The sequence below is a fragment of the Pontibacter beigongshangensis genome (assembly GCF_014332515.1).
In the GTDB taxonomy this organism is placed as follows: domain Bacteria; phylum Bacteroidota; class Bacteroidia; order Cytophagales; family Hymenobacteraceae; genus Pontibacter; species Pontibacter beigongshangensis.
Genome location: NZ_VFSD01000008.1, coordinates 46,629 through 68,476, shown reverse-complemented (window position 1 = coordinate 68,476; position 21,848 = coordinate 46,629). Strand labels below are relative to the sequence as shown.

The window sequence follows — 21,848 nt, the reverse complement described above, 5'->3', positions numbered from 1 at the left end:
CTTGCAATTAAAGTTAGATAACATCCCCCAGGTCTACATCAGCAGGGAACTGCAGGAACTCATCCTGCCGGGTAGAGTCTATCTGGTAGCCGCTGTTGTATTTAGAACAATCTAATTCTACCGATAGTGGCGCAGAAGGTTTGGCAAAGGGCTCTTTAGAAACATCGAGGCTCTTGTCGGCATACACTTTTTGCATAAACGCGCCATACACTGGCATAGCCAGCTTGGCACCCTGCCCCTCTCTTATGGTGCGGAAGTGAATAGAGCGGTCGTCGCCACCAACCCAAACGCCGCCCACCAGATCGGGCGTAAAGCCCATAAACCAGGCATCGGACTGGTTTTGGGTAGTACCGGTTTTGGCAGCGATCTCATTTTTAAGTCCGTGCCGAGACCGAAGGCCCCAGGCAGTGCCTCTGCCATTCTCGGTAGACGCCTGCAGCATGTGTACCATCAGGTAAGCAGTCTCCTCGCTCAAGGCATCTACTTTGTCAGGAACAGGCTCATAAAGTACGTTGCCATGCTTATCTTCTATCCGGGTTATATAATTGGGCCGGGTCCAAGTGCCGGCATTCGCGAAGGTGCCGTAAGCGCCCACCATATCGTAAAGCGTAACATCACTAACACCAAGGGCCAGAGAAGGGGTGGCATCCATGGGAGTAGAAATGCCCATGCGCCTGGCAGTAGAGGCCAGTGTTTCAGGACCCAGCTTATTTACCAGAAATGCCGAGATGGAGTTAACTGACTGGGCCAGGGCATTGCGTAGCGTATACTTATTGCCAGAGTATTTATTGTCGGCATTGCTGGGGCACCACATGGTACCATCATCCAACGGAATACATACTTTCGTGTCTATGGTTTCGTAACAAGGATAGTAGCCATGCTCAATTGCGGCGGTATACAGAAAGGGTTTAAACGTAGACCCAGGTTGTCGTGCCCCTTGTTTCACGTGGTCGTATTTAAAGTGCTTGTAGTTGATGCCACCCACCCAGGCCTTTATGTGGCCGGTTTGGGGCTCCATCGCCATAAAACCAACCTGCAGAAAGTGCTTGTAATACTTAAGCGAATCGATAGGACTCATGTTAACCTCCTTCTCCCCATCCCAGGTAAAAATAGTCATCGGGATTTTCTTGTTCAAGTAGTAGTTAATTGAGTCAGCATTGCCGTCGAAGCGTGCATTTAACCTGCGGTAGCGGTCGGTGCGTTTTATAGCGGCTTCTACATACCCTTTTATTTCCTGATTGTTGCGGTCTACCCACGGGTTACGGCCTTTCCAGTGCTCAAAAAAAGCTTTCTGGCGGTCTTTCATGTGTTCTGCCACCGCCTGCTCGGCATAGCGCTGCATACGGGAGTCGATCGTGGTGTAGATCTTCAGGCCATCTTCGTACAGGTTGTAGCCGCTTTCGCGGCACCAGCTGAGCAGGAACTTGCTGGCCTCGGTCCGGAAATAGGGCGCGAGCCCCTGGTTCTGGTTCTCTACCCGGTAGTCCAGCACGATGGCTTCATTTTTTATCTTGTCATATTCCGCTGCTGGCAGGTAGCCATACTTCACCATCTGCGACAGCACCACATTGCGGCGGTGCTTGGAGTTCTCAGGGTTCATTTTAGGGCTGTAGAAGGTTGGCGCTTTCAGCAGACCCACCAGTACCGCCGACTCATGCACCTGCAGATCCTGGGGCTTTTTGTTGAAGAATGTCTTAGCCGCCACTTTAATACCAAAGGCATTGCTGCCAAAGTCTACGGTGTTCAGGTACATCAGCAGAATTTCCTTCTTGGTATAAGAACGCTCCAGCTTAATGGCCATGATCCACTCTTTCGTTTTCAGGATCAGCATTCTCAGGCCTTTGGTGTTGTTCAGGAGGCCATTGTTAAGTTCTTCGCTGCGGGTACTGAACAAGTTCTTGGCCACCTGTTGTGTAAGCGTACTACCCCCTCCTTTCGACTGCCCGAGGAGCACAGAGGCCACTACCCTGGCTGTAGCCTCGGCATCGATGCCGGAGTGATCCTCAAACCGGACATCTTCTGTGGCGATAAGTGCTTGTATCAGGTTTTCGGGCAGCTCCTCATAAACAACAGGCGAACGGTTTTCACGGAAATATTTCCCCAGCAACTCATTGTCGGCTGAATACAGCTCAGAAGCAATTTCGCTTTTCGGGTTCTCCAGCGAACGCAGGTTTGGCAACTCTCCGAACAAATTCAGAAAATTGATGCTGACAGCATACACGTAGAGAATGAAAGTGACGAAACCTCCGATAAAGAGTATCCAGAGAGCCGTAGCTACTTTAGGAGAGGAATTCTTTTTTGATGCCTGAATCTTTTTTTGACGGGTAGCCATGTGTATTAGTTGTTATTTTCGAGGAAGGTCAGATAGGCCTCCAGGTCTTTCTTCTCTAAAAGTCTCTGATAATTAGCCGCAGAAATCACAAAGGTAGTAAAACTTACACCCCGTATTCTGCCTACAGGGGCTTGCGGCGCCTTTTGCTTTATATTAAAAGACTGTGCCTCCTTATAGTCATCAAAAGAGCTTAACGTAAGCATGGCCTGCCCTTCGGTAAACGCTGCTACAGTTGCTTCGAGGTTCTGTTTTTTATAATATGTGTTGTTATACTTGTCGTACCGCAAGTCTATGTCTTTAAAGGCCGGAGCATCGGCAGGGTAGACTAATACGAAGTAATAGGCTGTATCCTGCTCCATTACATACTCCAGCGGGTCTATGGCAGGTTCAGGGGCAGTAGCCTCTACTGGCTCTGCCGCTGCAGCAGGCGCAGGCACCTGTGGTTCAGTGCCCGGATTGGTGGCTGCAGGAGTTGCTGCTGGTTGCTGCACGGTGTCGGGCTGAACTGCCTCTGCAGGAGCCTGAGCTGCAGTAGCCGGTGCAGGCACAACCGGGTTTGCCGTGTTTTCAGTAGTACTTGCTGTACTTTCTGTTTCGGCAGCTTGTGGCTGCTGTATGGGCTGAGGAGATATTTGGGCGGCAGAGGCTGTAGCCAGGGCCATTTCGGCGTTTATTCTCTCTTCAGGGGTAAGGCTGCGGGGTGGCTGTTGCTCCTGTACAGCAGCTGCTGCTGCCGATGGTGCTTCCTGCCGCAGCTGGTTCTTCTGTGCCAGCTCGTTATAGACAAGCAAAAGCTGGTCCGCTTTTGCCTTGAGCGGGCTGCTGGGGTAATCGGCTATGAACCCGTACAGCTGCTCCTGCAGCACCTCCGGCTTGTCGGTGCGGGCGGTGATCAGCACCCCCAGGTAAGCCACTTTATCCTTGATATCGTTTAGCGGGTACTGCCTGCTAAGTTGGGCCAGCTGGTCGGCTGCGTTCTGGTAGTCTTGTTGCTCGTAGTATTTAAATGCTGTATCGTATAGTTGGTGCGCTAAAATATTGTCTGCCGCATTTTTCGACATAAAGTCCGGGTCGTCTACTAACTGGGCGAATGTGGAGTTGGGGAACTGCTGCTTTATTTTATTATAATAAGCTGTTTTCCGCTCATCGTCCGTTTTGCTGTAAAGCAGGTACAGGCTGTAGTAAGATTCGGCGGCATGCTCTGTTTTAGGGAAACGCTGCAGCAACTGCTCATAGGTTTCGGCCGCTTTTGCGTGGTCCTGCAGCTTTTGCGCATAAATGTTGGCCAGGTTGAACATCGACTCCTCCACCTGCTTGTCAGATTCCTGCAGGGCAGCAGCCGTAACCGGCACATTCTGCAGATAAGTTTGCACCTGCGAAGCTATGCGGTCTTCTGGGCTCTCGGCGGCGGCAGTGGGTTCTTCAGTTGTTTGCTGCTGTTGGGCCACCTGCTCCTGCGCTGAACTCTCTCCTCTGAGCCTCAGACGCCAGTTGTCCTGCAAAGGTCTGTCGCCCCAGCGGCGATTAAATTCCGACCTGGCCGATGCCATAGCCGTGGGGTTATCGAAGTACCAGACTCCGCCTGTGTTTGTAGCAGTGCCAATACCCGTGGCATTATTCTGATTCTGATTAATAGAGGATGCCTGGCGTTCGGCGAATTGCGCCTGCTCCTGAAGCCGGGCCATTTCCTGCTGACGCCTTTCCTCCTCCGCTTGCACCAGCTGCGTTACAAATGCCACACGCTCGGCCTCCGGCAGGCGCCCGATGCGCTGCAGGCTGTCCTGGGTCTGTATGGTATTGTAATTAAAGGTAAACTCCGTCAGGATGTTTCTTCTCTCCGAAACGGCCTCGTAGTTGGCTGCCTGCTGCGGGAGCACCTGCACCGCACTGTCGTAATAGGCCTGGGCAGGGTTATATTTGTTCAGGTCGAAGTAAATAGCGCCTGCCAGCAGGTAGGAGTAAGCTTTCTGGTTTGGTATAGTGCCTGGTGTTCTCAGGGAAGTGTTCAGGTGCTCCAGTGCTTTCCCGTGGTTGTTCTGGCGAAGCTCAAATTGCGCCATCTCATAGAATATCTTGTCGCGGTACTCGGTGTTTTTACCGTCCTTCAGCATTTTGCGGTAGTAGCCGGCAATACGCTCTATATCGTTGGAGTTTCCTACCTCTGCCACCTGCCCCATATAGAGCCGGCTAAAGAACCCGAGGTCGTAGGGCGGGTTACGGCGCAGGATCTTGCTGTACTGCTGGTACGCCTCCTTGTCCTGCTCCGTGGCCTGCAGCAGCATGGCCAGCGAGAAGCGCGCCCGCGCCAGGTCGTCTTTCTTCTTAAAGTTGCGCAACGACAGCGTAAGATTTTCGATGACGGCAGCCGTATCGCCGAGCAGGCGGTTGTAGTGAGCGCGGGCAAGGTACAGCTCACGTGCATTTTCGCGGTTCAGGCGCTCCTTGCGCAGGTAATCAGACACGGCTTGGGCGTTCTCCATCTCCTCCATCATCATAAAAGAGCGCATCAGCCAGATATGAGCTTCGTGGCGGGTGCTGTTGTCTTTACTGATAGAGTTTACATACTTAAAGGTCCGGGCGGCATCGGCAAAGTTGAGCTGGTAGTAACGTACCTTTCCGATGAGTACATAGCAGTCGTCGATCCATTTGCTGTTCTTATGATATTGTATCGGGAACGAGGCTTTTTTGACGATGTCTTCCAGGTCGGCGGCAAAGGCCTTGGCCGTGGCAGAGTCGATGGATGGGTAAATGGGCAGTGCCAGGTTGTAATCGTAGGCCATCTGCTCCTGCAGGATTTCCTCCAACAGGCGCAGCTTCTCCTTCGCCAGGAAATAGCCGTTGTAGCGGGCAGAGGTGTTGTGGTAGGCTTTGCTGATGGGGTTATTGCGCTCCACGGAGCAGGCTGCAAGTGCAAGGCCGGCCACAACAAACAGTATATATAAAGATAGCTTGTTCAAAATATAAAAAAAGGAGGATATCAGTTAGCTGTTGCGTTCTATTTGTTCCAAAACAACGATGCATGGTACCTGTTAAGTATGATGGCTGCTAACAGCAACGACCCGCCCTGACGCACCGCATATAAGTATCAGGCATACGTGTCACAAAAATACAACAATATGCTGAATAATATCAGTTCCTGAGCAATTGCCCCCCTGTTATTGGCAATTAACCTGCTCAGACTTTGAACCAATGGAAAACCGGATTGGTTTCATGCAAAACCGCAGCAAAGTGCCGGGCAACTATTTTAAAATACTGCTGCGGGTTCTCCCTTAAAAGCAGGAGCGGCGGCGGCACGAGAAACGCCTCCGGAGGGCCATTTTCATTCAAATAATCTGGCTGGTCAATGCGCTGATGTGCTAACGTGTTAATTTTGAATGAGCGAGTGAAAGCAAGGACAACTCCTAATTCATACCTCTTAACTTTTGGAGAAGGTCCGGGGTCTGACGTCTTGTGTCGTTCTCAGCAGCCATAGGTGCAGAGGCTCCGGAGGGCGATTTTAATTAGAAAAATTCGATTTCAGCGCTTTTGCCAGGAGTTTCAGTCCAGCCAGAGGCAGAATACAGTGATAAATGTCAGATTTATTGGTAAATATTTGCGGTATTCGGGCAAAGGTGCCGATTTGATCTTAAAAAGAAGTAAGTTTGCAGACTAATAAATGGTTATGGGAGAAGCCCCTGAACATAAGGAAGAAAAGCCGCCACGGGAAGACAGTGTAAAACCTTACATGAAATACTCCGGCATGGCCTTTCAGATGATCGGGACACTCCTGGTGGCAGCATTTGCAGGCATCAAGCTCGACGAATATTTTGCCACAGAAAATCCATGGTTCACAATAGGATTTCTTCTTGCCGGCGTCATCGGCTCTATGGTGCTTACTATTATTTCTATCAGTAAAAAATAACAGCATGCGTTTTTACAGGAATCTGGCTATACTCACAGCTGTACTTATTCCTCTTCTAGCTTATCTGCAACTGGCTACCGGCCACCAGCTGGTGCATGCTTATATCTGGTACATGCTCGCCTTTTTTGTGTTTGTAACGGGTTTTGCGTTCTACATCACCAACATTGGGGTAAAGCAGGATGCCGACAATTTCCAGGTATACTACTTTAGCGCCATGGGTTTCAGGCTGCTGCTGTGCGTGGCTGTAATATTTGCTTATGTCTATGTTGTAGGCGATCGGCAACTGCAATTTGTCTTGAATTTCTTTATATTATATTTCCTGTTTACCGGGTTTGAAATTTACAGTTTGTTAGCTAACTTGCGGCCGCATTTGAAAAAGTGATGCCAAAAGCTGGTTCGCTTCACTACATTTTGCTTCTAAAATATTCTTAATGAAGAGGTTATTCGTTCTATTGTTTTCCTTCTTAACTATTTCAGCTGCTGCTGAAGCACCAGTGGAAGGCGGGGAGTTTAAGCCCGGTGATATGATCATGCATCACATTGCCGATGACTACAACTGGCATTTTGCCGATGGTGCAACCCTCTACCTGCCGGTGATCCTGCTGGACAATGGCAGCCTGAATGTTTTCTCATCACGGAACTTCTACAACGACAACCACGAGCTTGTACCTTACAACGGCTACAAAGTGGATCACGGGCACATTTCCAGAGTAGATGCCGCTGGCCAGCCACTGGCCGATCAGTCTGGCCTGCTAGACTTCTCTATCACCAAAAACGTTGCTTCGCTCTTTCTTAGTGTGGCGCTGCTGCTGATAATTTTCTTCACCATAGCCGGTCGTTACAAGAGCAACCAGGGCAAAGCACCTACAGGTATTCAGTCCTTTTTTGAGCCAATCATTATTTTTGTGCGCGATGAGATAGCCAAGGGCAACATCGGGCCGAAGTACGAGCGCTACATGCCGTACCTGCTCACCGTGTTTTTCTTTATCTGGTTCAACAACCTGCTGGGCTTGATGCCGGGCGGAACCAACCTGACCGGTAATATTGCAGTTACACTGGTGCTGGCTACCATTACCCTGCTTATTACAGTGTTTAGCGGCAACAAAGGCTACTGGAAGCATATTTTTGCCACGCCTGGCGTACCGGTTTGGCTTTCCCCGATCATGATTCCGGTAGAGTTGATCGGTATCATCACCAAGCCATTCTCCCTGATGATTCGTCTTTTTGCCAACATCACGGCCGGCCACATCATCGTGCTATCTCTTTTTAGTCTGATCTTTATTTTTCAGCACATTGCGGTTGCTCCCATAAGTGTGGCATTTGCCATCTTCATGTTCTTCCTGGAGTTGCTGGTGGCGCTGTTGCAGGCCTATATCTTCACGCTGCTCTCTGCCATGTACTTCGGCGGCGCGGTAGAGGAGCACGACCACGTTGGCGACCTGGGGCACGGTGACGGCCACCATTAATCTGAATTTTTATTTTTTTAACTATATATAACTACAATTATGTTATTAGCAATTCTGCTTCAAGCTCTATCTGAGGGTGCTGGTTTCGCGATTATGGGTGCCGGTATCGGCGCTGGTCTAGTAGCTCTAGGCGCAGGTTTGGGTATTGGTAGAATCGGTGGCTCTGCCATGGAATCTATCGCACGTCAGCCTGAGGCTGGTGGCAAAATCCAGACAGCCATGATTATCGCTGCTGCCCTAATCGAAGGTGTTGCACTATTCGGTGTGGTAGTTTGTCTGCTAATCTCCTTCAAAGGCTAAGCAAGCTTTTGTTGATCTCACGTCCGGACGCATGGTCCGGACGATGAGATCAAACCTGTAGTAGAAAGTATAGTTAAACGCAGCCGGCAGCTAATACCGGCAGCCATTTTAAAAGAAACAATCTTTCAAATAAATAAACAATGGAATTAGTAACCCCTGGTATAGGACTAATTTTCTGGCAGACGATAACATTTCTTATTGTACTGTTCCTGCTTTCTAAATTTGCCTGGAAGCCAATTATGGGTGCCCTCCGCGACCGCGAGGCATCTATTGAGAGCGCACTGAGCGCTGCTGAAAAAGCGAAGCTCGAAATTCAGGGCCTGAAAGCCGAAAACGAGAAATTGCTGGCAGAAGCACGCCTGGAGCGCGACAAGATTCTGAAGGAAGCTTCGGAGGCTGGCAACAACCTGGTAGAGACGGCTAAGCAGAAAGCAAACGAAGAAGGTGCCCGCATGATAGCGCAGGCCCGCGAAGCCATTGAGAACGAGAAGCGCGCTGCCTTTACCGAACTCAAGAACATGGCAGCAACCATTTCCCTGGAAATTGCCGAGCAAATTCTTAGAAAAGAACTAAGCGATCCGAAGGCGCAGCAGGTACTGGCGCAGCAGTATATCCAAGAAGTAACGCTTAACTAAATTTTTGTAAAAGAACGGTGGTTTACCCGCTGTTGCTGATAAGATACAATATGTCAGATATTAGAGTTGCTTCCAGGTACGCCAAGTCGCTGATCGAATTAGCTGCTGAAAAAAATGTGCTGGAGCAGGTGCAAGCCGATCTGCAACTGTTTTCTCAGGTGTTGTCTCAAAACAGGGATTTCAAATTGCTGCTTCAGAATCCGATTATACAATCAGACAAGAAGCTGGTTATTCTCAACTCTGTTTTCGGGAAAAAAGTAAACCCGCTGACACTGTCGTTTTTCGAGATCATTACCCGTAAAAGGCGGGAGCCGATTCTGGAAGCTGTGGCGGTTGAATTCGAAAACCAGTACAACATCCTGAAGGAGATCCAGCCTGCCACTGTTACCAGTGCCACAAAACTTACCCCTGCGCTGCGCGAACAGATCATTATGCAGCTAACGGTACAGACAGGAAAGTCCATTCAACTTATAGAAAAAGTTGACTCATCGCTGATCGGCGGCTTCGTGCTGCGCGTTGGCGATAAACAATACGACAGCTCCGTAAGGCATAGCCTCAACAAGCTGAGAAATAATTTTAAAGACAACCCCTATATCAACAAATTATAATCATGGCAGAAGTAAGACCTGACGAAGTATCAGCCATACTAAGAGAGCAGCTATCAAACTTCCGTTCTGAGGCAGAACTGGAAGAAGTTGGTACAGTGCTGCAGGTGGGTGACGGTGTCGCTCGTATCTATGGCCTTTCGAAAGCGCAGTCCGGTGAGCTTATTGAGTTCGAAAACGGACTTCAGGCTCTCGTTCTGAACTTAGAGGAAGACAATGTAGGTGCCGTAATGCTGGGCGACTACAGTGAGATCAGAGAAGGTTCCACTGTAAAAAGAACAAACCGCATTGCATCGGTACGTGTAGGAGACGGAATAATTGGCAGAGTGGTTAATACACTTGGTCTTCCCATAGATGGCAAAGGCCCTGTTACAGGCGACCTGTACGAAATGCCATTGGAGCGTAAGGCACCTGGGGTAATCTTCCGTCAGCCGGTTAGTGAGCCAATGCAGACTGGTATCAAGGCGATCGACTCTATGATTCCGATCGGCCGTGGCCAGCGTGAGTTGATCATCGGTGACCGCCAGACTGGTAAAACAGCTGTTGCGATCGATACTATCCTGAATCAGCGTGAGTTCTTCGAGAAAGGACAGCCTGTATTCTGTATATATGTTGCCATTGGGCAGAAAGCATCTACTGTAGCCCAGATCGTGAAAGCGCTGGAACTTGGGGGTGCTATGGAATATACCGTGGTGGTAGCTGCTTCGGCCTCTGATCCTGCTCCAATGCAGTTCTTCGCGCCGTTTACAGGTGCTGCTATCGGCGAGTTCTTCCGTGACACGGGTCGTCCGGCACTGGTTGTGTACGATGACCTTTCCAAGCAGGCCGTGGCATACCGTGAGGTGTCGCTGCTGTTAAGAAGACCTCCAGGCCGCGAAGCTTATCCTGGTGACGTATTCTACCTGCACTCCCGCTTATTGGAGCGTGCTGCCAAGGTAAACGCCTCTGACGAGATCGCCCGCAACATGAACGACCTTCCTGATTCTATCAGACACCTGGTAAAAGGTGGTGGTTCTTTAACGGCACTTCCAATTATCGAAACACAGGCTGGTGACGTTTCTGCCTATATCCCTACCAACGTAATCTCTATTACCGATGGTCAGATATTCCTGGAAACAAACTTGTTTAACTCTGGTATTCGTCCTGCCATTAACGTTGGTATCTCGGTGTCGCGTGTAGGTGGGTCTGCCCAGATCAAGTCCATGAAAAAAGTGGCTGGTACACTTAAGCTGGATCAGGCGCAGTTCCGTGAACTGGAAGCGTTTGCCAAGTTCGGTTCTGACCTGGATGCTGCCACTAAGCTTACCATTGAGCGTGGTCGCCGTAACCTGGAGATCCTGAAGCAGCCACAATTCTCTCCGGTATCGGTAGAAGAGCAAGTTGCGATCATTTACTGTGCCACTAACGGTCTGCTGGACAATGTGCCGGTATCTGAAGTAAGAACCTTTGAGAGAGATTTCCTGCGTACCATGCGTGCCCAGCACCAGGGAACTCTTAATGCCCTTTTAGCAGGTAAACTTGACGACGAAACCACTGGTGTTCTGAAGCAGGTAGCAAAAGAGCTTTCATCCAGGTATAAATAAGTAAATAAGTTATGTGAGAGGAAGGGGTTAACGAGAATTAGCCCCTCCTTTTACTCATAACAGCGAATATATGGCAAGTTTAAAAGAGGTTAGAGCCCGAATTACGTCAGTATCTTCTACACAGCAGATCACGAAAGCCATGAAAATGGTGGCCGCTGCGAAACTGCGACGTGCCCAGGACAACATCATGCGCATGCGCCCCTATGCACAGCGCCTGAGCGGAATCCTGGCAAATTTGTCTGCCATTACCGACGAAGGTTCCGTAACAAATGTCTATTCAGAGAAGCGCGAGATAAATCGTGTGCTGATTATTGCCGTTACCTCCGACCGTGGTCTGGCTGGTGCCTTTAACTCTAATATTATTAAAGCAGCCACTACGCTGATAAACGGGAAATACAAGAGCCAGTATGCAGCTGGTCAGGTAACATTCCTGGGCATCGGGAAAAAAGGTCATGAAGCTTTCGTAAAAAAAGGATTCAAAACCATTGGCGATTACAACACGCTATTCTCCAACCTCTCCTTCGATACAGTGCGTGCCGCAGCAGAACGCGCTATGGACGGATTTGTAAACAAAGAGTTTGATGAGGTGGTGTTGGTGTACAATGAGTTCAAAAACGTTGCCACCCAGATAGTTCGTACGGAGCAGTTTCTGCCAATAGAAGAGAAACCGGCCGATGTGAATGCCGCTTCTGCCATGGCTGTTGACTACACGTTTGAGCCATCAAAAGAAGAGATTATAGTAGAGCTGATTCCTAAATCACTCAAAATTCAGGTGTACAAAGCGGTGCTGGAGTCTAACGCATCGGAACATGGCGCCCGAATGACAGCGATGGACAAGGCCACTGAAAACGCCGGCGAATTGCTGAAGGAGCTCAAGCTTACCTACAACAGAACCCGTCAGGCGGCCATCACCAAAGAGATCCTGGAGATTGTGGGTGGTGCAGAAGCCTTGGCAGCAGAATAAAGATAATAACAGCCTCAAAAGGAACGCCCATCCTACAGATGGGCGTTTTTTGTTCTATATGCTTGCATGAAGAGCAATAAATTATGAAATTGTTAAATTATTTACTTCTGCAAAAGGTTAATTTCAGTTTGCGAATGGGCTGGCTACATTTGTAGCAAACTCCCTATACAAAACATGAATTACAAAAAAAATAAAATCAACGTCTTCTTAAGAGTGTCGGTTTTGGCCCTGCTGTTGCTCAACGCCTGTACAAGTTCTAAAACAGGAACTCAGGATAGTAACCAGGTTCTTTCTGCAACCGAACCACTGCCCAGGCCAAAGCTGGTTGTAGGCTTAGTGGTAGACCAGATGCGGTACGATTTCCTGTTCCGTTATTGGGATCAGTATGGTGCAGGCGGCTTCAAAAAGTTGGTGAGTGAGGGATTCAATTTCAAATATGCTCAGTACAGTTATGTGCCGACCTATACCGCACCGGGGCATGCCTCCATTTATACAGGAAGCGTACCCACTATCAACGGCATTGCCGGGAACGCGTGGTACGACCGAAGAACAGGCAAAACAGTTTATTGCGTAGAAGATAAGACCGTGAAAACGGTTGGAAGCACTTCTGATGCGGGGCTGATGTCTCCGCGAAACATGCTGACAACCACTATAACAGACGAATTGCGGCTGGCTACAAACATGGGTTCTAAAGTAATAGGCATTTCGTTGAAAGACCGTGGTTCCATAATTCCGGCAGGGCACCTGGGCAATGGCGCCTACTGGTTCGACTCTCCTTCCGGCAACTGGATCACCAGCACTTTCTATGCCGAGGAACTGCCAGGGTGGGTGCAGCATTTTAACAACCAGAAGCACCCGGATAAACTTCTGAGCCAGGTCTGGGACACCCTCCTCCCCATAGAGCAATATACCCAAAGCACTGCCGATGATGTGCCTTGGGAAGGTACCCTGGCAGGAGAGGAAAGGCCTGTTTTTCCGCATAATATTCCGGCACTGCGCAAAAAGGATTATGAGCTTATCCGGGGAATACCAGCAGGCAATACCCTTACAAAAGATTTCGCACTGGCGGCTCTGGCCGCTGAAAATCTGGGAAAAGGCAACCATACTGACTTTTTAGCAGTAAGCTTCTCTACTCCTGATTATGCAGGGCATACCTTTGGCCCAAATTCCATAGAGGTGCAGGATGTGTACCTGCGGTTAGACAGGGAGATAGAAGAGATGCTGCAGGTTCTGGAGCAGCAAATTGGCAAAGACAACATACTCGTTTTTCTGACAGCCGACCATGGGGCAGCCCATGTGCCGGGTTTTATGATAGATAAGAAGGTGCCGGCAGGTGTGGCTAACGCAGGCATCATCAGAGACTCTACAGAAGCTTTCCTGAACAGAACATATGGCGGAGGAAAATGGGTAGAAAGTTATACAAACCAACAACTTTACCTGAATCACAAGCTGATAGAAGCTAAAAAGCTGAATAAACTGGAGGTGCAGGATAAAGTGGCCGATTATGTGACACGGTTTAATGCCGTTTCAAGAGCCATGGCAGCAGAGAGCATACAGCGCAGTGGCTGGGGCGAGGGGCTCGTGAACAGGATGGCTAACGGCTATAATGCAGAGCGCTCCGGCGATGTGCTGATTGTGCTGCGCCCGGGATGGTTTGAAGGAGGATCCTCCAAAACTCCCCGAGGCACTACACACGGTTCCTATTCAAATTATGATACACATGTGCCGCTGGTCTGGTATGGCTGGCAGGTAAAGCCCGGTGAGAGTTCTGCAGAAGTATTGGTGTCTGATATAGCGCCAACCATTGCCTCCTGGTTGTATATACAAGAGCCAAACGGTACAGTAGGAAGGCCTTTGCAGGAGTTAATGAAGTAATGAGCTGCCTTACGGTGAGGCGGACCAGAAAAAAAGAGAATCAATTTATTTAATTTAGAAATGGCAAAATTTAATTCATGGCATGATGTGCGCTTCGGAGATGAAGCTCCGGAAGTAGTAAGCGCAATTATAGAGATACCGAAAGGTTCGAAGGCAAAATATGAGTTGGATAAAGACAGCGGTATGCTAAAACTGGACAGAGTGCTATTCTCCTCTGTTCATTATCCTGCCAATTACGGATTTATTCCACAAACCTACTGCGACGATAAAGACCCACTCGATATTCTGGTGATCTGTTCTATAGATGTGCAGCCTATGTGCCTCATAGACGCCAAAGTGATTGGTGTCATGCAGATGATCGACAACAACGAGGAAGACGACAAGATTATAGCTGTTGCCAACAACGACATGTCGGTGCGCCATATCAACGATATTTCTGAGCTGCCGCCCCACACCCTTCTGGAACTGCGCCGTTTCTTCGAGGACTATAAGAAGCTGGAAAACAAGGAAGTAATTGTGGAGCAATTCCTGGGCCGTGAGCATGCTTATGGCATTATCAAAGAAAGCATCAGTCTCTACGATGCCACTTTCAGAACTGCAAAAGAGAAAACAAGCATCGCATAACGTTTTGCATGCCTCCAATTGCCTGACGTAAACAACTTGCGTCAGGCTTTTTTATTCCCGATTTTACCGTATATATACTGCGTCATAACCTACCGGAAATCGGATTAAAAACCATCCCTAATTCCTCCTTGACTTAGTCGTGGGATTTGAGTAGCTTTTTCTGCCATGGAGAATTCCAGGAAGTTGAGACGCCGTTTATATCCTGAACTGAACCATGTCTGGCATAACCGCTCTTGCGGTTGAGAATCTATTTCAGATACGATCGGAGAAAAAGAATCCCTAATGAACAAAGACGAGAGCATTAGCTTCAGGAACAGCAACCGCCTTTCGGAGGGCGGACTCTTTGCCGTGCCTGTGCAAACGCTGTATCTTTTGCTGAATAGCAGCTTGTTTATTTCCTGCTGTGCCTTTTTCCTGACGGTAGAAACATTTCTGCTGGCAGGCCTTGCTGTTTCGCTGCCGCTTGCCACTTTCGTATTTCTGGCAACCTTGTTTACCTACAACCTGAGCAGCGTGCAGAGCGTGCTCCGCCGAAGCCGGAAATACAGACAGACGGTTCCGCTATCGTGGGTGCAAAGGTACCGGTCGGAACTGGCCCTCACCGGAATAGCCAGCCTGGCTGGAGCAGTTCTAATTTATTGGAACTACGGCTTGCAAATCAACCTGTGGTTTATCCTGCACCTGGCGCTCATCTCTATCGGCTATACCGTGCCCATTATCTACAAATCAAAAAAAGTGAGGCCTCTCCGGAGCGTGCCGCTGCTGAAAGTCTTCCTGATAGCTTATGTCTGGGCGGCTGTCACGGTTTATTTTCCGATCATGCATGCCGGTGCCGTTGTGTGGGAGCAGGAGGTGCTCTTGCTGTTTCTGAGGCGGTTTATGTTTATTCTGGCCCTGGCGCTGCTCTTCGACATACGCGATTACCTCTACGACCAGAAGACCAGGACGCTTACAGTACCGGGCTTTATTGGGGTCAGGAACACGAAGCTTCTGTCGCTCGGGCTGCTGCTGCTGAATGGTGTTGTCGGGGCGGTGATGGAGAATGCCCCTTTAGAAGTAGCGCTGCTTGCGGCGGCTGCCCTGGCTGCCCTGGTCGTTCTTTATTCATCGGAGCATAAGCCACGAGTGTATTACGCCCTGCTGGCCGATGGCGCTATGCTGCTGCATGCCGGCCTCGTGTACCTGGCTACGCTCTATGCCTGAAGCAGCTTCAGAAAGGCCTTGGGCAGGAATCGGATCAGGTCTGAGGCTGTCATCGAAATCTCTCCTACCTCTGCCTTTGCCAGGTCGCCGGCCAGGCCATGCACAAATACCCCCAGCACGCAGGCATCCTGTAGGCTGTACTGCTGCGCCACCAGCGCCGTAATAATGCCTGTCAGCACATCGCCGGTGCCGCCGGTGGCCATGCCCGGGTTGCCGGTGGAGTTAAAATAGATGTTGCCTTCTGGTGTGCCCACGGCCGTATGGCTTCCTTTCAGCACCACATAGCAGCTGTATTGCTGGCAGAACTCCTTTAGCCGCTCCAGTCGTTCGTAGTTGTTCGCTGTTTTGCCGGCAAGCCGCTCAAACTCCTTTGGGTGGGGTGTAAAGATGACGCGGTTCTCTGGCAACATGCCTTTTAATTTATCGCTCCCTGCCACCAGGTTGATGGCATCGGCATCTAACACGAGTGGTTGAACGGCCGTAGCCAGCAACTGCCCCATCATAGATCGGGTCACTTTCTCCTGCCCTATACCAGGGCCAACCCCGATAACATGATAAGCGGCAGTAGCATCTGGCAACGATGACAGGTGTTTTTTATGTGTGTCGGCTAAAGTCATGGCTTCGGGCACGGCGGTTTGCAGCACAGTGTAGCCCGCAGCAGGTGCCCGCACCGTGAGCAGCCCCACACCGCTGCGCAGGCAGGCTTGTGCCGCCAGCACGGCGGCACCCATTTTACCGTAGCTGCCGCACAGCAGCAGGGCATGCCCAAAAGTGCCTTTGTGCGAGAACTTGTTGCGCGGCTTCAGCAGGCGTTTTGCCGCTGGCTGGCAGGTAAGCTGGTAAGGAGAAGGGGTATCGGCTATATGCGCAGCGTTTAAGCCAATAGGTACCACATGCCATTCGCCCACAAACTCCTCGTGCTGCGGCAGCAGGAAAGCCAGCTTTGGTAGCTCAAAACTGACCGTGTAAGCAGCCCGCACCACTGCACCTGCTTCTGGTGTCTGGCTATCGGAGTAGAGGCCGGAGGGCATGTCGATGGAGACAATGCGGGCCTTGCTCTGGTTTAAGTGTGCCAATACGGTGGCAAACAAGCCTTCTGCGGGGCGGTTCAGGCCGGTTCCGAACAGGGCATCGATAATAAGGGCATCAGCAGGAAGAGCGGGGATAGCAGCCTCATTTTTTACCTGGCCAGGCTTTACTTCTCCCGGCAGCGCCTCCAGGTTTGCCTTAAAATCTGCCGAAGTTCTGGCTGTCTCGCTCACTACGAATACCTGCGCCGCATACCCCCGCTGGTGCAACAGCCGGGCCACAGCCAGCCCATCGCCTCCGTTGTTCCCCGGCCCACAGAAGATGTAAACCAACTGATCAGGCGGAAATTTATTCTCGAACCAGCAGGTAAAGGCCCTGGCAGCCCGTTCCATCAGCTCCACAGATGCAATACCTTCTTTGGCTATGGTAACCTTGTCAGCTTCTCTTGTTTGGGCAGCAGTCAGTATTTTCATAGGATAGCAGTTAGGGGCTTTTGCATGTACGGCAGCGCTGGTTCCTGTGATGCCAAAACCCTGTTGGCCCCGCAGCAGCAGAAGAGATAGTGTCCGGAGTTAATCTTATTGTGAAAATTTTGAAACCGCTAACGGACATTGTAAAGGTACTTTTCTGTAATTTGAGCAAAGAGTAAATACCTGCTGCATTTCATCTATAGGCACTTTTTATTTTTTCCCTGTATGATTAGCTCTGGAGGGGCTTTTTCATTCAAATAATGTGAAATCAGGTACATCAGGAAAATCCTTTCCATCAAGGTTCAGACAAACAAGAGCAGCAGCAGAGCCTCCGGAGGCCCATTTTCATTCAAATAATTTGTAACGAGGCTGATGTTCCCTAATACATCCTGGGCAGTTCAATGCCTTTTATCTTCCGGTACAATCCCAGGGCGGCCTGGTCGGTGAGGCTGGTGACGTAGTCGGTGAGGTGGATGATGCGCTCATAGTCGGTGGCTGTTTCGGGCAGTTGCAGGTAATGGGTTGGTATGAGGGCGGCCAGTTTGCGATGGTGCTTCGACTCCGGCCTGAAAACAGCCTTCATGCAGGCGTCCAGCAGCCCGCCCAGCACCTCGAAACCAGCTGCTTCTATCTCCAGCACCGGTTTATTGTTGTAGATCAGGTCTATCGAAAGTTTGCTGATTTTGTCGAGTACCGGTTTGCACTCCAGTTCGTTTATGAGCGGTTTGTCGTAAGTGCCGGCCAGTATCTCCTGCTCGTGCTGCAGAAAAATGGCGGCCGTCTCGTTTATGAGTTTGCCGATGATGCGGGCCCGCAAAAAGCCGATCTCTTCGCGCCAGTCGTAAAAAGAGAGGCGCGAAACGCGGTCGGGAGCATCGTTCAGGATCTGGCGGAGCAGCTCCATGCCCTGCTCCTGCGGCACCAGCCCCAGTTTCAGGCCGTCTTCAAAGTCGATAATGCGGTAGCAGATGTCGTCGGCCGCCTCAACCAGAAAGGCCAGGGGGTGCCGGTGAAAAATGACCTCCTGCTCGCCTCCCTTTGGTAGCAGCCCCAGCTCGGTGGCGATGGTGCTGAACCACTTGCGCTCTGTCTGGAAAAAGCCGTACTTCTTTTCGCTGGTATTTTTGGTGCCCGGCCTGGCGGGTAGCGATTCTTTCGGGTATTTGGTAAAGGTGGCGAGGGTGGTATAGGTCAGGCTCAGGCCGCCGGGCATGTTGCAGTGGGCCGGGTAGGTGTAGGTAAGCACCCTGAAACCGGCGGCATTGCCCTCGTAGCGGTGCAGGTCTTCTTTTTCGGCATCCGACAGGTTCTCCAGAAACGGTTGCGCTGCCTCGCTCAGGAAGTAGGCCGAGATAGCGTCTTCGCCGGAGTGGCCGAAGGGCGGGTTGCCGATATCGTGGGCCAGGCAGGCTGCCGCTACAATGTCGCCGAAGTCAGCTTCCTGGATGTGCTTGTCCTGGGCCAGTTGCGGGTGGCGCTCCAGTATGCTTTTACCCACGATGCGCCCCAGTGAGCGGCCAACTACCGATGCCTCGAGGCTGTGGGTAAGGCGGGTGTGCACAAAGTCGCTCTCGGGCATGGGCATTACCTGGGTCTTGTTCTGCAGCCGCCGGAAGGCAGAAGAGAATACAATGCGGTCGTAGTCGCGCTGGAACTCCCCGCGTACCGATTCGTCCGTCCCATATTTCTCCGAATCTGAGACCGACTCATATCGCTTTTTCGAGATTAGTCTTTCCCAGGTAGTGCTGCTGTGTGGCATAGTATAAGGCTTACAGATATTGATCAGAGGCAAAGTTACAAGTTCATTCCAAATTCTCTGGTTTAAAACAAACAGGTCTCCGAAGAGGCTTCAGCTCTTTAAAGGGACACAAGACGCAGGACAGGAGACCATTATAAGAGTGAGAACTTGTTCCCTCCTACAAAGGAACTGGTAATTCATCTTCAAATTTCCAAACCAATAATCAGCACATTAACTCATTAGCACATAAAAAATCAGCATATTAAACCAATTATTCTAATCAAAACGGACCTCCGGAGGCTCTGCTGCTCCGGCTTCTATGCGACATGTTTTACTGCTATTGGTCTGTGCTTGCCTATAGTGCCCGTCACTGTATGCATAGTTTTTTAATTTGCCTCGTGTTTTTTATGTTACTTTTAGGGGTATTTGTTTTGGCTAGATGTTTGAATATGGCTTATTTTCAAACTATTTTCCTGTCGGGGTACTTGTTTTAACCTTAATAGTGGTGTTACTTTTTGGCATAAATATGCCTTTTTTATCAGCCGCAGGTTAAGCACCTTTGATAACATAAACCGGACCCTTTCCAAGCTACAAACTTAATACGCGCCGCATCCTAACGGTAACAGACAGAAATCTGTCTCTTGCCCTTGGACATGACCAGAAAACAAACGAGAAGGCCAGCTGAGAAGCTGGCCTTTTTAATTTGTGCGGCAAAGACCTTGCTTACAGTTTTACTACCTTCAACTCGCCGCTCCTGTCGCCATGTGTCCATTTTAAAATATATAGGCCTGCAGCCAGGTTATGCATACTTAGCTCCACGGGAGCATTTACACTCGAAAACTCAGCCGTAAAATCCTTATGAAGCTTTCCGGTGTGGTCGTATAGCTTAAACTGGATGCTGGCCTCCTCCTCCACCAGAAATTGCAGGCTGAGTACCTCATTTTCAGGACCAACCGGGTTCGGGTAGGCAAACAGCGCCAGTTCATCTAGTGGATTCACAACTCGCTCTCTGGCGGTGAACTTAGATGTGTTATCTTTATAAACTACTCTGAGCCTGTAGAAACTCTCTTTAGGCAGTGGATCTGGATCAATAAAGGAATAGGGAGGGAAGCCGGTAGCAGGCACAGTGCCTATTTCTGTCCAGGTAATACCATCCTGACTGCGTTGCACTACAAAGGAGGTTACATTGTTCTCTGTACTTGTACGCCAAGCCACTTCTACGGTAGTTGTGGTATTAAAATAAACATTGAGGGAGTCTATCTCCGAAGCCAGGTTGCAGTCTGCATCAATTTTAGCTACCATGGGCGGCTCCTGGCAGACATTAGCCACCAGGCTGGCTGCCATCACAAAGTTGGCTCCGGTAATGTCGGCACGGCCAAGGTCGCGGTACAGCGCCTGCGATTCCACGGCATGGTGCATCACGGCGTTGCGCAGAATCACGTGCCCCAGTTGGTGGGCATGCCCTAATTCGTGCAGCATTACCGTTTCAAAGTCATACTGGCCTCTACCGGGGCCGCCGGGGCCGAACTGCCAGTTTATGGCACTGTTTATCTGCATATCGAACTCGTTTATCCAAAGCAGAGTATCGTTTCCGCTGCGGCAGCCTTCGTAGCGACTCACGGTGCTGGCCAGCACATTTTGCCCCACCTGGGAGCTGGGCACAAAGTTGATCATAATCACATCGTCGTCGGCAGCGGCAGCTATCGGGGTGTTGGAGCCGATTCGCCAGTTTACCCGGGTATTGCATATCCAGTTGTTCATGGCCCGCCGGAAACCTTCCTGCGCATTTGCCCGGCTCTGCATGCCCGGCCCGAAGCGGATGGTATAGCCACCAAGCCCGTTTATGTCAGACAGTATGGGGCGGAAAGAGCGGGTGCCATTATCAAAAGCCAGGTTAGAGTGTACAAAGGGAATAGTAAGGGTGCCCGGGCTGATAGAAGAGCTGCCATCGGAGGCGGTTACTCTGATCTGGCCTGTGCCGGCGGTGCCGCCATCTTGCCCGTAAGAGGGTATCTGCACCCGGATCTGTGTGTTCGACCAGGAAATGTAATCGCGGGGAAGCGGCTTGATCCAGGTATCGCCGCCATCGTCGGCATTGCGGAACTCTACAAAGCCGGTGCCGCGGCTGCTGCCAAAGTCTCTGCCGTTTATGGTCAGGATAGCGCCTGTTCCGGCGCTGGCTTCGGTAGGTGTGAAGTTCGTGATAACAGGCAGGAGCAGTGTCTGCTGCTCTCTCAACTGCTGTGGCTCCCCTGACACACGTAGCTTTATATTGTCGGTCAGGACCCGGAAGTTGGTGCCGGTAGTGGTGGTAATGGTTTTGTAGAGCTCCTGAGCCGAGTTGTAGCGGTAGAAAACATCTTTAGCCGTGCCTTGCTCCAGGTTGTACTGCACAAAGCCCTGCTGGCTGCCAAAAGCCCTGGCCGTAAGGCGCTTCGTGCCGGGCGTGTTCCGGAGCTGCTGCTCGCCTGTCAGGAAAAACAGGCCCTGCTGCCCGCGCCGGAGTTTAAGGGCCGCCGAAAAAACATGTATTTTCAAGCCAACCTGGCCTCCTTCGGTTATGAGCTCTATCTGCTCTTCCTGCACATCGCCTTTAAATACTTTGTATACCTTTATAATATTGGAGGTATAGATATTGTGCTTTTCTGTGTCCCAGAACGACTGCTGCGATACAATTTCGCCTTCCACAATGGTGCTTGCTCCTTTAATGCGGTCGGCCAGGGGCAGTGGCACCAGGTGGTGTCCGTCGTTGGCTTCACTGTTGAAGGAGATGAGAAGTAAAACCAGAAAAATACACGTGAGGCTATTTCTTTTAGAGGAAAGGTTAAAAAAGTAAAGATTGGTCATAGATACAATACTTATGTATTTTTTGAGATGATACAAACCGCCTCACAGCTACATCAGCAAGCGATTATGCCTGGTTTTAGTTTGTAAACCTGGCATATAAATCTGCGCTTAAAGCTATGGTCTGCTTTTTACGGGAAAGAATGGCTGCATGGATAAATTGCAATTTAGCTTAAATTATAAAATAACTGTTGAGCGATTTAAAAGTTTTAGACGCCTGACGAATTCATGTTGCCGGGTAGCGCATCTGTTTCCTGTGGTTTATGGTTGCTTACGAAT

General features: G+C 50.2%; 16 protein-coding genes. 10 read left to right on the top strand and 6 right to left on the bottom strand.

What is annotated here, in order from left to right; genetic code table 11:
- Nucleotides 1-13: 13 nt before the first annotated feature.
- Both FJM74_RS08515 and porW read right to left on the bottom strand, forming a co-directional pair.
- Nucleotides 14-2,332: a penicillin-binding protein 1A gene (locus FJM74_RS08515; RefSeq protein WP_187262173.1), complete on the bottom strand. Its 2,319-nt coding sequence runs from the start codon at nucleotides 2,330-2,332 to the stop codon at nucleotides 14-16.
- A 5-nt stretch (nucleotides 2,333-2,337) separates the two neighbouring features.
- A complete protein-coding gene (gene porW, locus FJM74_RS08510; RefSeq protein WP_187262172.1) occupies nucleotides 2,338-5,289 on the bottom strand; it encodes a type IX secretion system periplasmic lipoprotein PorW/SprE in 2,952 nt (983 codons plus the stop codon).
- Nucleotides 5,290-5,993: 704 nt separating this feature from the next.
- Here porW and FJM74_RS08505 point away from each other — a divergent pair.
- Entirely contained in the window at nucleotides 5,994-6,233 is a 240-nt protein-coding gene (locus FJM74_RS08505; RefSeq protein ID WP_241739009.1) for an AtpZ/AtpI family protein, read from the top strand.
- A gap of 55 nt (nucleotides 6,234-6,288) precedes the next feature.
- On the opposite strand, the gene FJM74_RS08500 is transcribed toward FJM74_RS08505, so the two are convergent.
- Nucleotides 6,289-6,522, bottom strand: a complete 234-nt coding sequence (locus FJM74_RS08500) for a hypothetical protein (protein WP_187262171.1) — start codon at nucleotides 6,520-6,522, stop codon at nucleotides 6,289-6,291.
- A gap of 142 nt (nucleotides 6,523-6,664) precedes the next feature.
- Between FJM74_RS08500 and atpB the strand changes: the two genes are divergently transcribed.
- The 9 genes from atpB (at nucleotide 6,665) to FJM74_RS08455 (ending at nucleotide 15,488) form a co-directional block, all read left to right on the top strand.
- On the top strand, nucleotides 6,665-7,699 hold the full coding sequence (gene atpB / locus FJM74_RS08495; protein WP_187262170.1) for a F0F1 ATP synthase subunit A: 1,035 nt from the start codon (nucleotides 6,665-6,667) through the stop codon (nucleotides 7,697-7,699).
- A 39-nt stretch (nucleotides 7,700-7,738) separates the two neighbouring features.
- Entirely contained in the window at nucleotides 7,739-7,999 is a 261-nt protein-coding gene (gene atpE / locus FJM74_RS08490; protein ID WP_114782027.1) for an ATP synthase F0 subunit C, read from the top strand.
- A 140-nt stretch (nucleotides 8,000-8,139) separates the two neighbouring features.
- A complete protein-coding gene (locus tag FJM74_RS08485; RefSeq protein WP_187262169.1) occupies nucleotides 8,140-8,634 on the top strand; it encodes a F0F1 ATP synthase subunit B in 495 nt (164 codons plus the stop codon).
- 50 nt (nucleotides 8,635-8,684) lie between these two features.
- Nucleotides 8,685-9,242 (top strand): ATP synthase F1 subunit delta, encoded by a 558-nt coding sequence (gene atpH, locus FJM74_RS08480; protein WP_187262168.1) that lies wholly within the window; start codon nucleotides 8,685-8,687, stop codon nucleotides 9,240-9,242.
- Between the two features lie 2 nt (nucleotides 9,243-9,244).
- Nucleotides 9,245-10,822, top strand: coding sequence for a F0F1 ATP synthase subunit alpha (gene atpA, locus FJM74_RS08475; RefSeq protein WP_187262167.1), 1,578 nt, complete (start codon nucleotides 9,245-9,247; stop codon nucleotides 10,820-10,822).
- Nucleotides 10,823-10,892: 70 nt separating this feature from the next.
- A complete protein-coding gene (gene atpG, locus FJM74_RS08470) occupies nucleotides 10,893-11,786 on the top strand; it encodes an ATP synthase F1 subunit gamma (protein ID WP_187262166.1) in 894 nt (297 codons plus the stop codon).
- 174 nt (nucleotides 11,787-11,960) lie between these two features.
- Nucleotides 11,961-13,661, top strand: coding sequence for an alkaline phosphatase PafA (pafA, locus tag FJM74_RS08465; protein WP_187262165.1), 1,701 nt, complete (start codon nucleotides 11,961-11,963; stop codon nucleotides 13,659-13,661).
- Nucleotides 13,662-13,721: 60 nt separating this feature from the next.
- Complete coding sequence (locus tag FJM74_RS08460) at nucleotides 13,722-14,285, top strand: inorganic diphosphatase (protein ID WP_187262164.1); 564 nt, start codon at nucleotides 13,722-13,724, stop codon at nucleotides 14,283-14,285.
- A 282-nt stretch (nucleotides 14,286-14,567) separates the two neighbouring features.
- Complete coding sequence (locus FJM74_RS08455) at nucleotides 14,568-15,488, top strand: UbiA prenyltransferase family protein (RefSeq protein ID WP_187262163.1); 921 nt, start codon at nucleotides 14,568-14,570, stop codon at nucleotides 15,486-15,488.
- On the opposite strand, the gene FJM74_RS08450 is transcribed toward FJM74_RS08455, so the two are convergent.
- The 3 genes from FJM74_RS08450 to FJM74_RS08440 form a co-directional block, all read right to left on the bottom strand.
- Nucleotides 15,479-16,990 carry an NAD(P)H-hydrate dehydratase gene (locus FJM74_RS08450; RefSeq protein WP_187262162.1) on the bottom strand — a complete coding sequence of 504 codons (1,512 nt, stop codon included), beginning with the start codon at nucleotides 16,988-16,990 and terminating at the stop codon, nucleotides 15,479-15,481. The two genes, FJM74_RS08455 and FJM74_RS08450, sit on opposite strands and share 10 nt — an antisense overlap.
- 376 nt (nucleotides 16,991-17,366) lie before the next feature.
- Nucleotides 17,367-18,746: a dGTP triphosphohydrolase gene (dgt, locus tag FJM74_RS08445; protein ID WP_187262161.1), complete on the bottom strand. Its 1,380-nt coding sequence runs from the start codon at nucleotides 18,744-18,746 to the stop codon at nucleotides 17,367-17,369.
- A 702-nt stretch (nucleotides 18,747-19,448) separates the two neighbouring features.
- Complete coding sequence (locus FJM74_RS08440; RefSeq protein ID WP_187262160.1) at nucleotides 19,449-21,572, bottom strand: IPT/TIG domain-containing protein; 2,124 nt, start codon at nucleotides 21,570-21,572, stop codon at nucleotides 19,449-19,451.
- Nucleotides 21,573-21,848 lie beyond the last annotated feature (276 nt).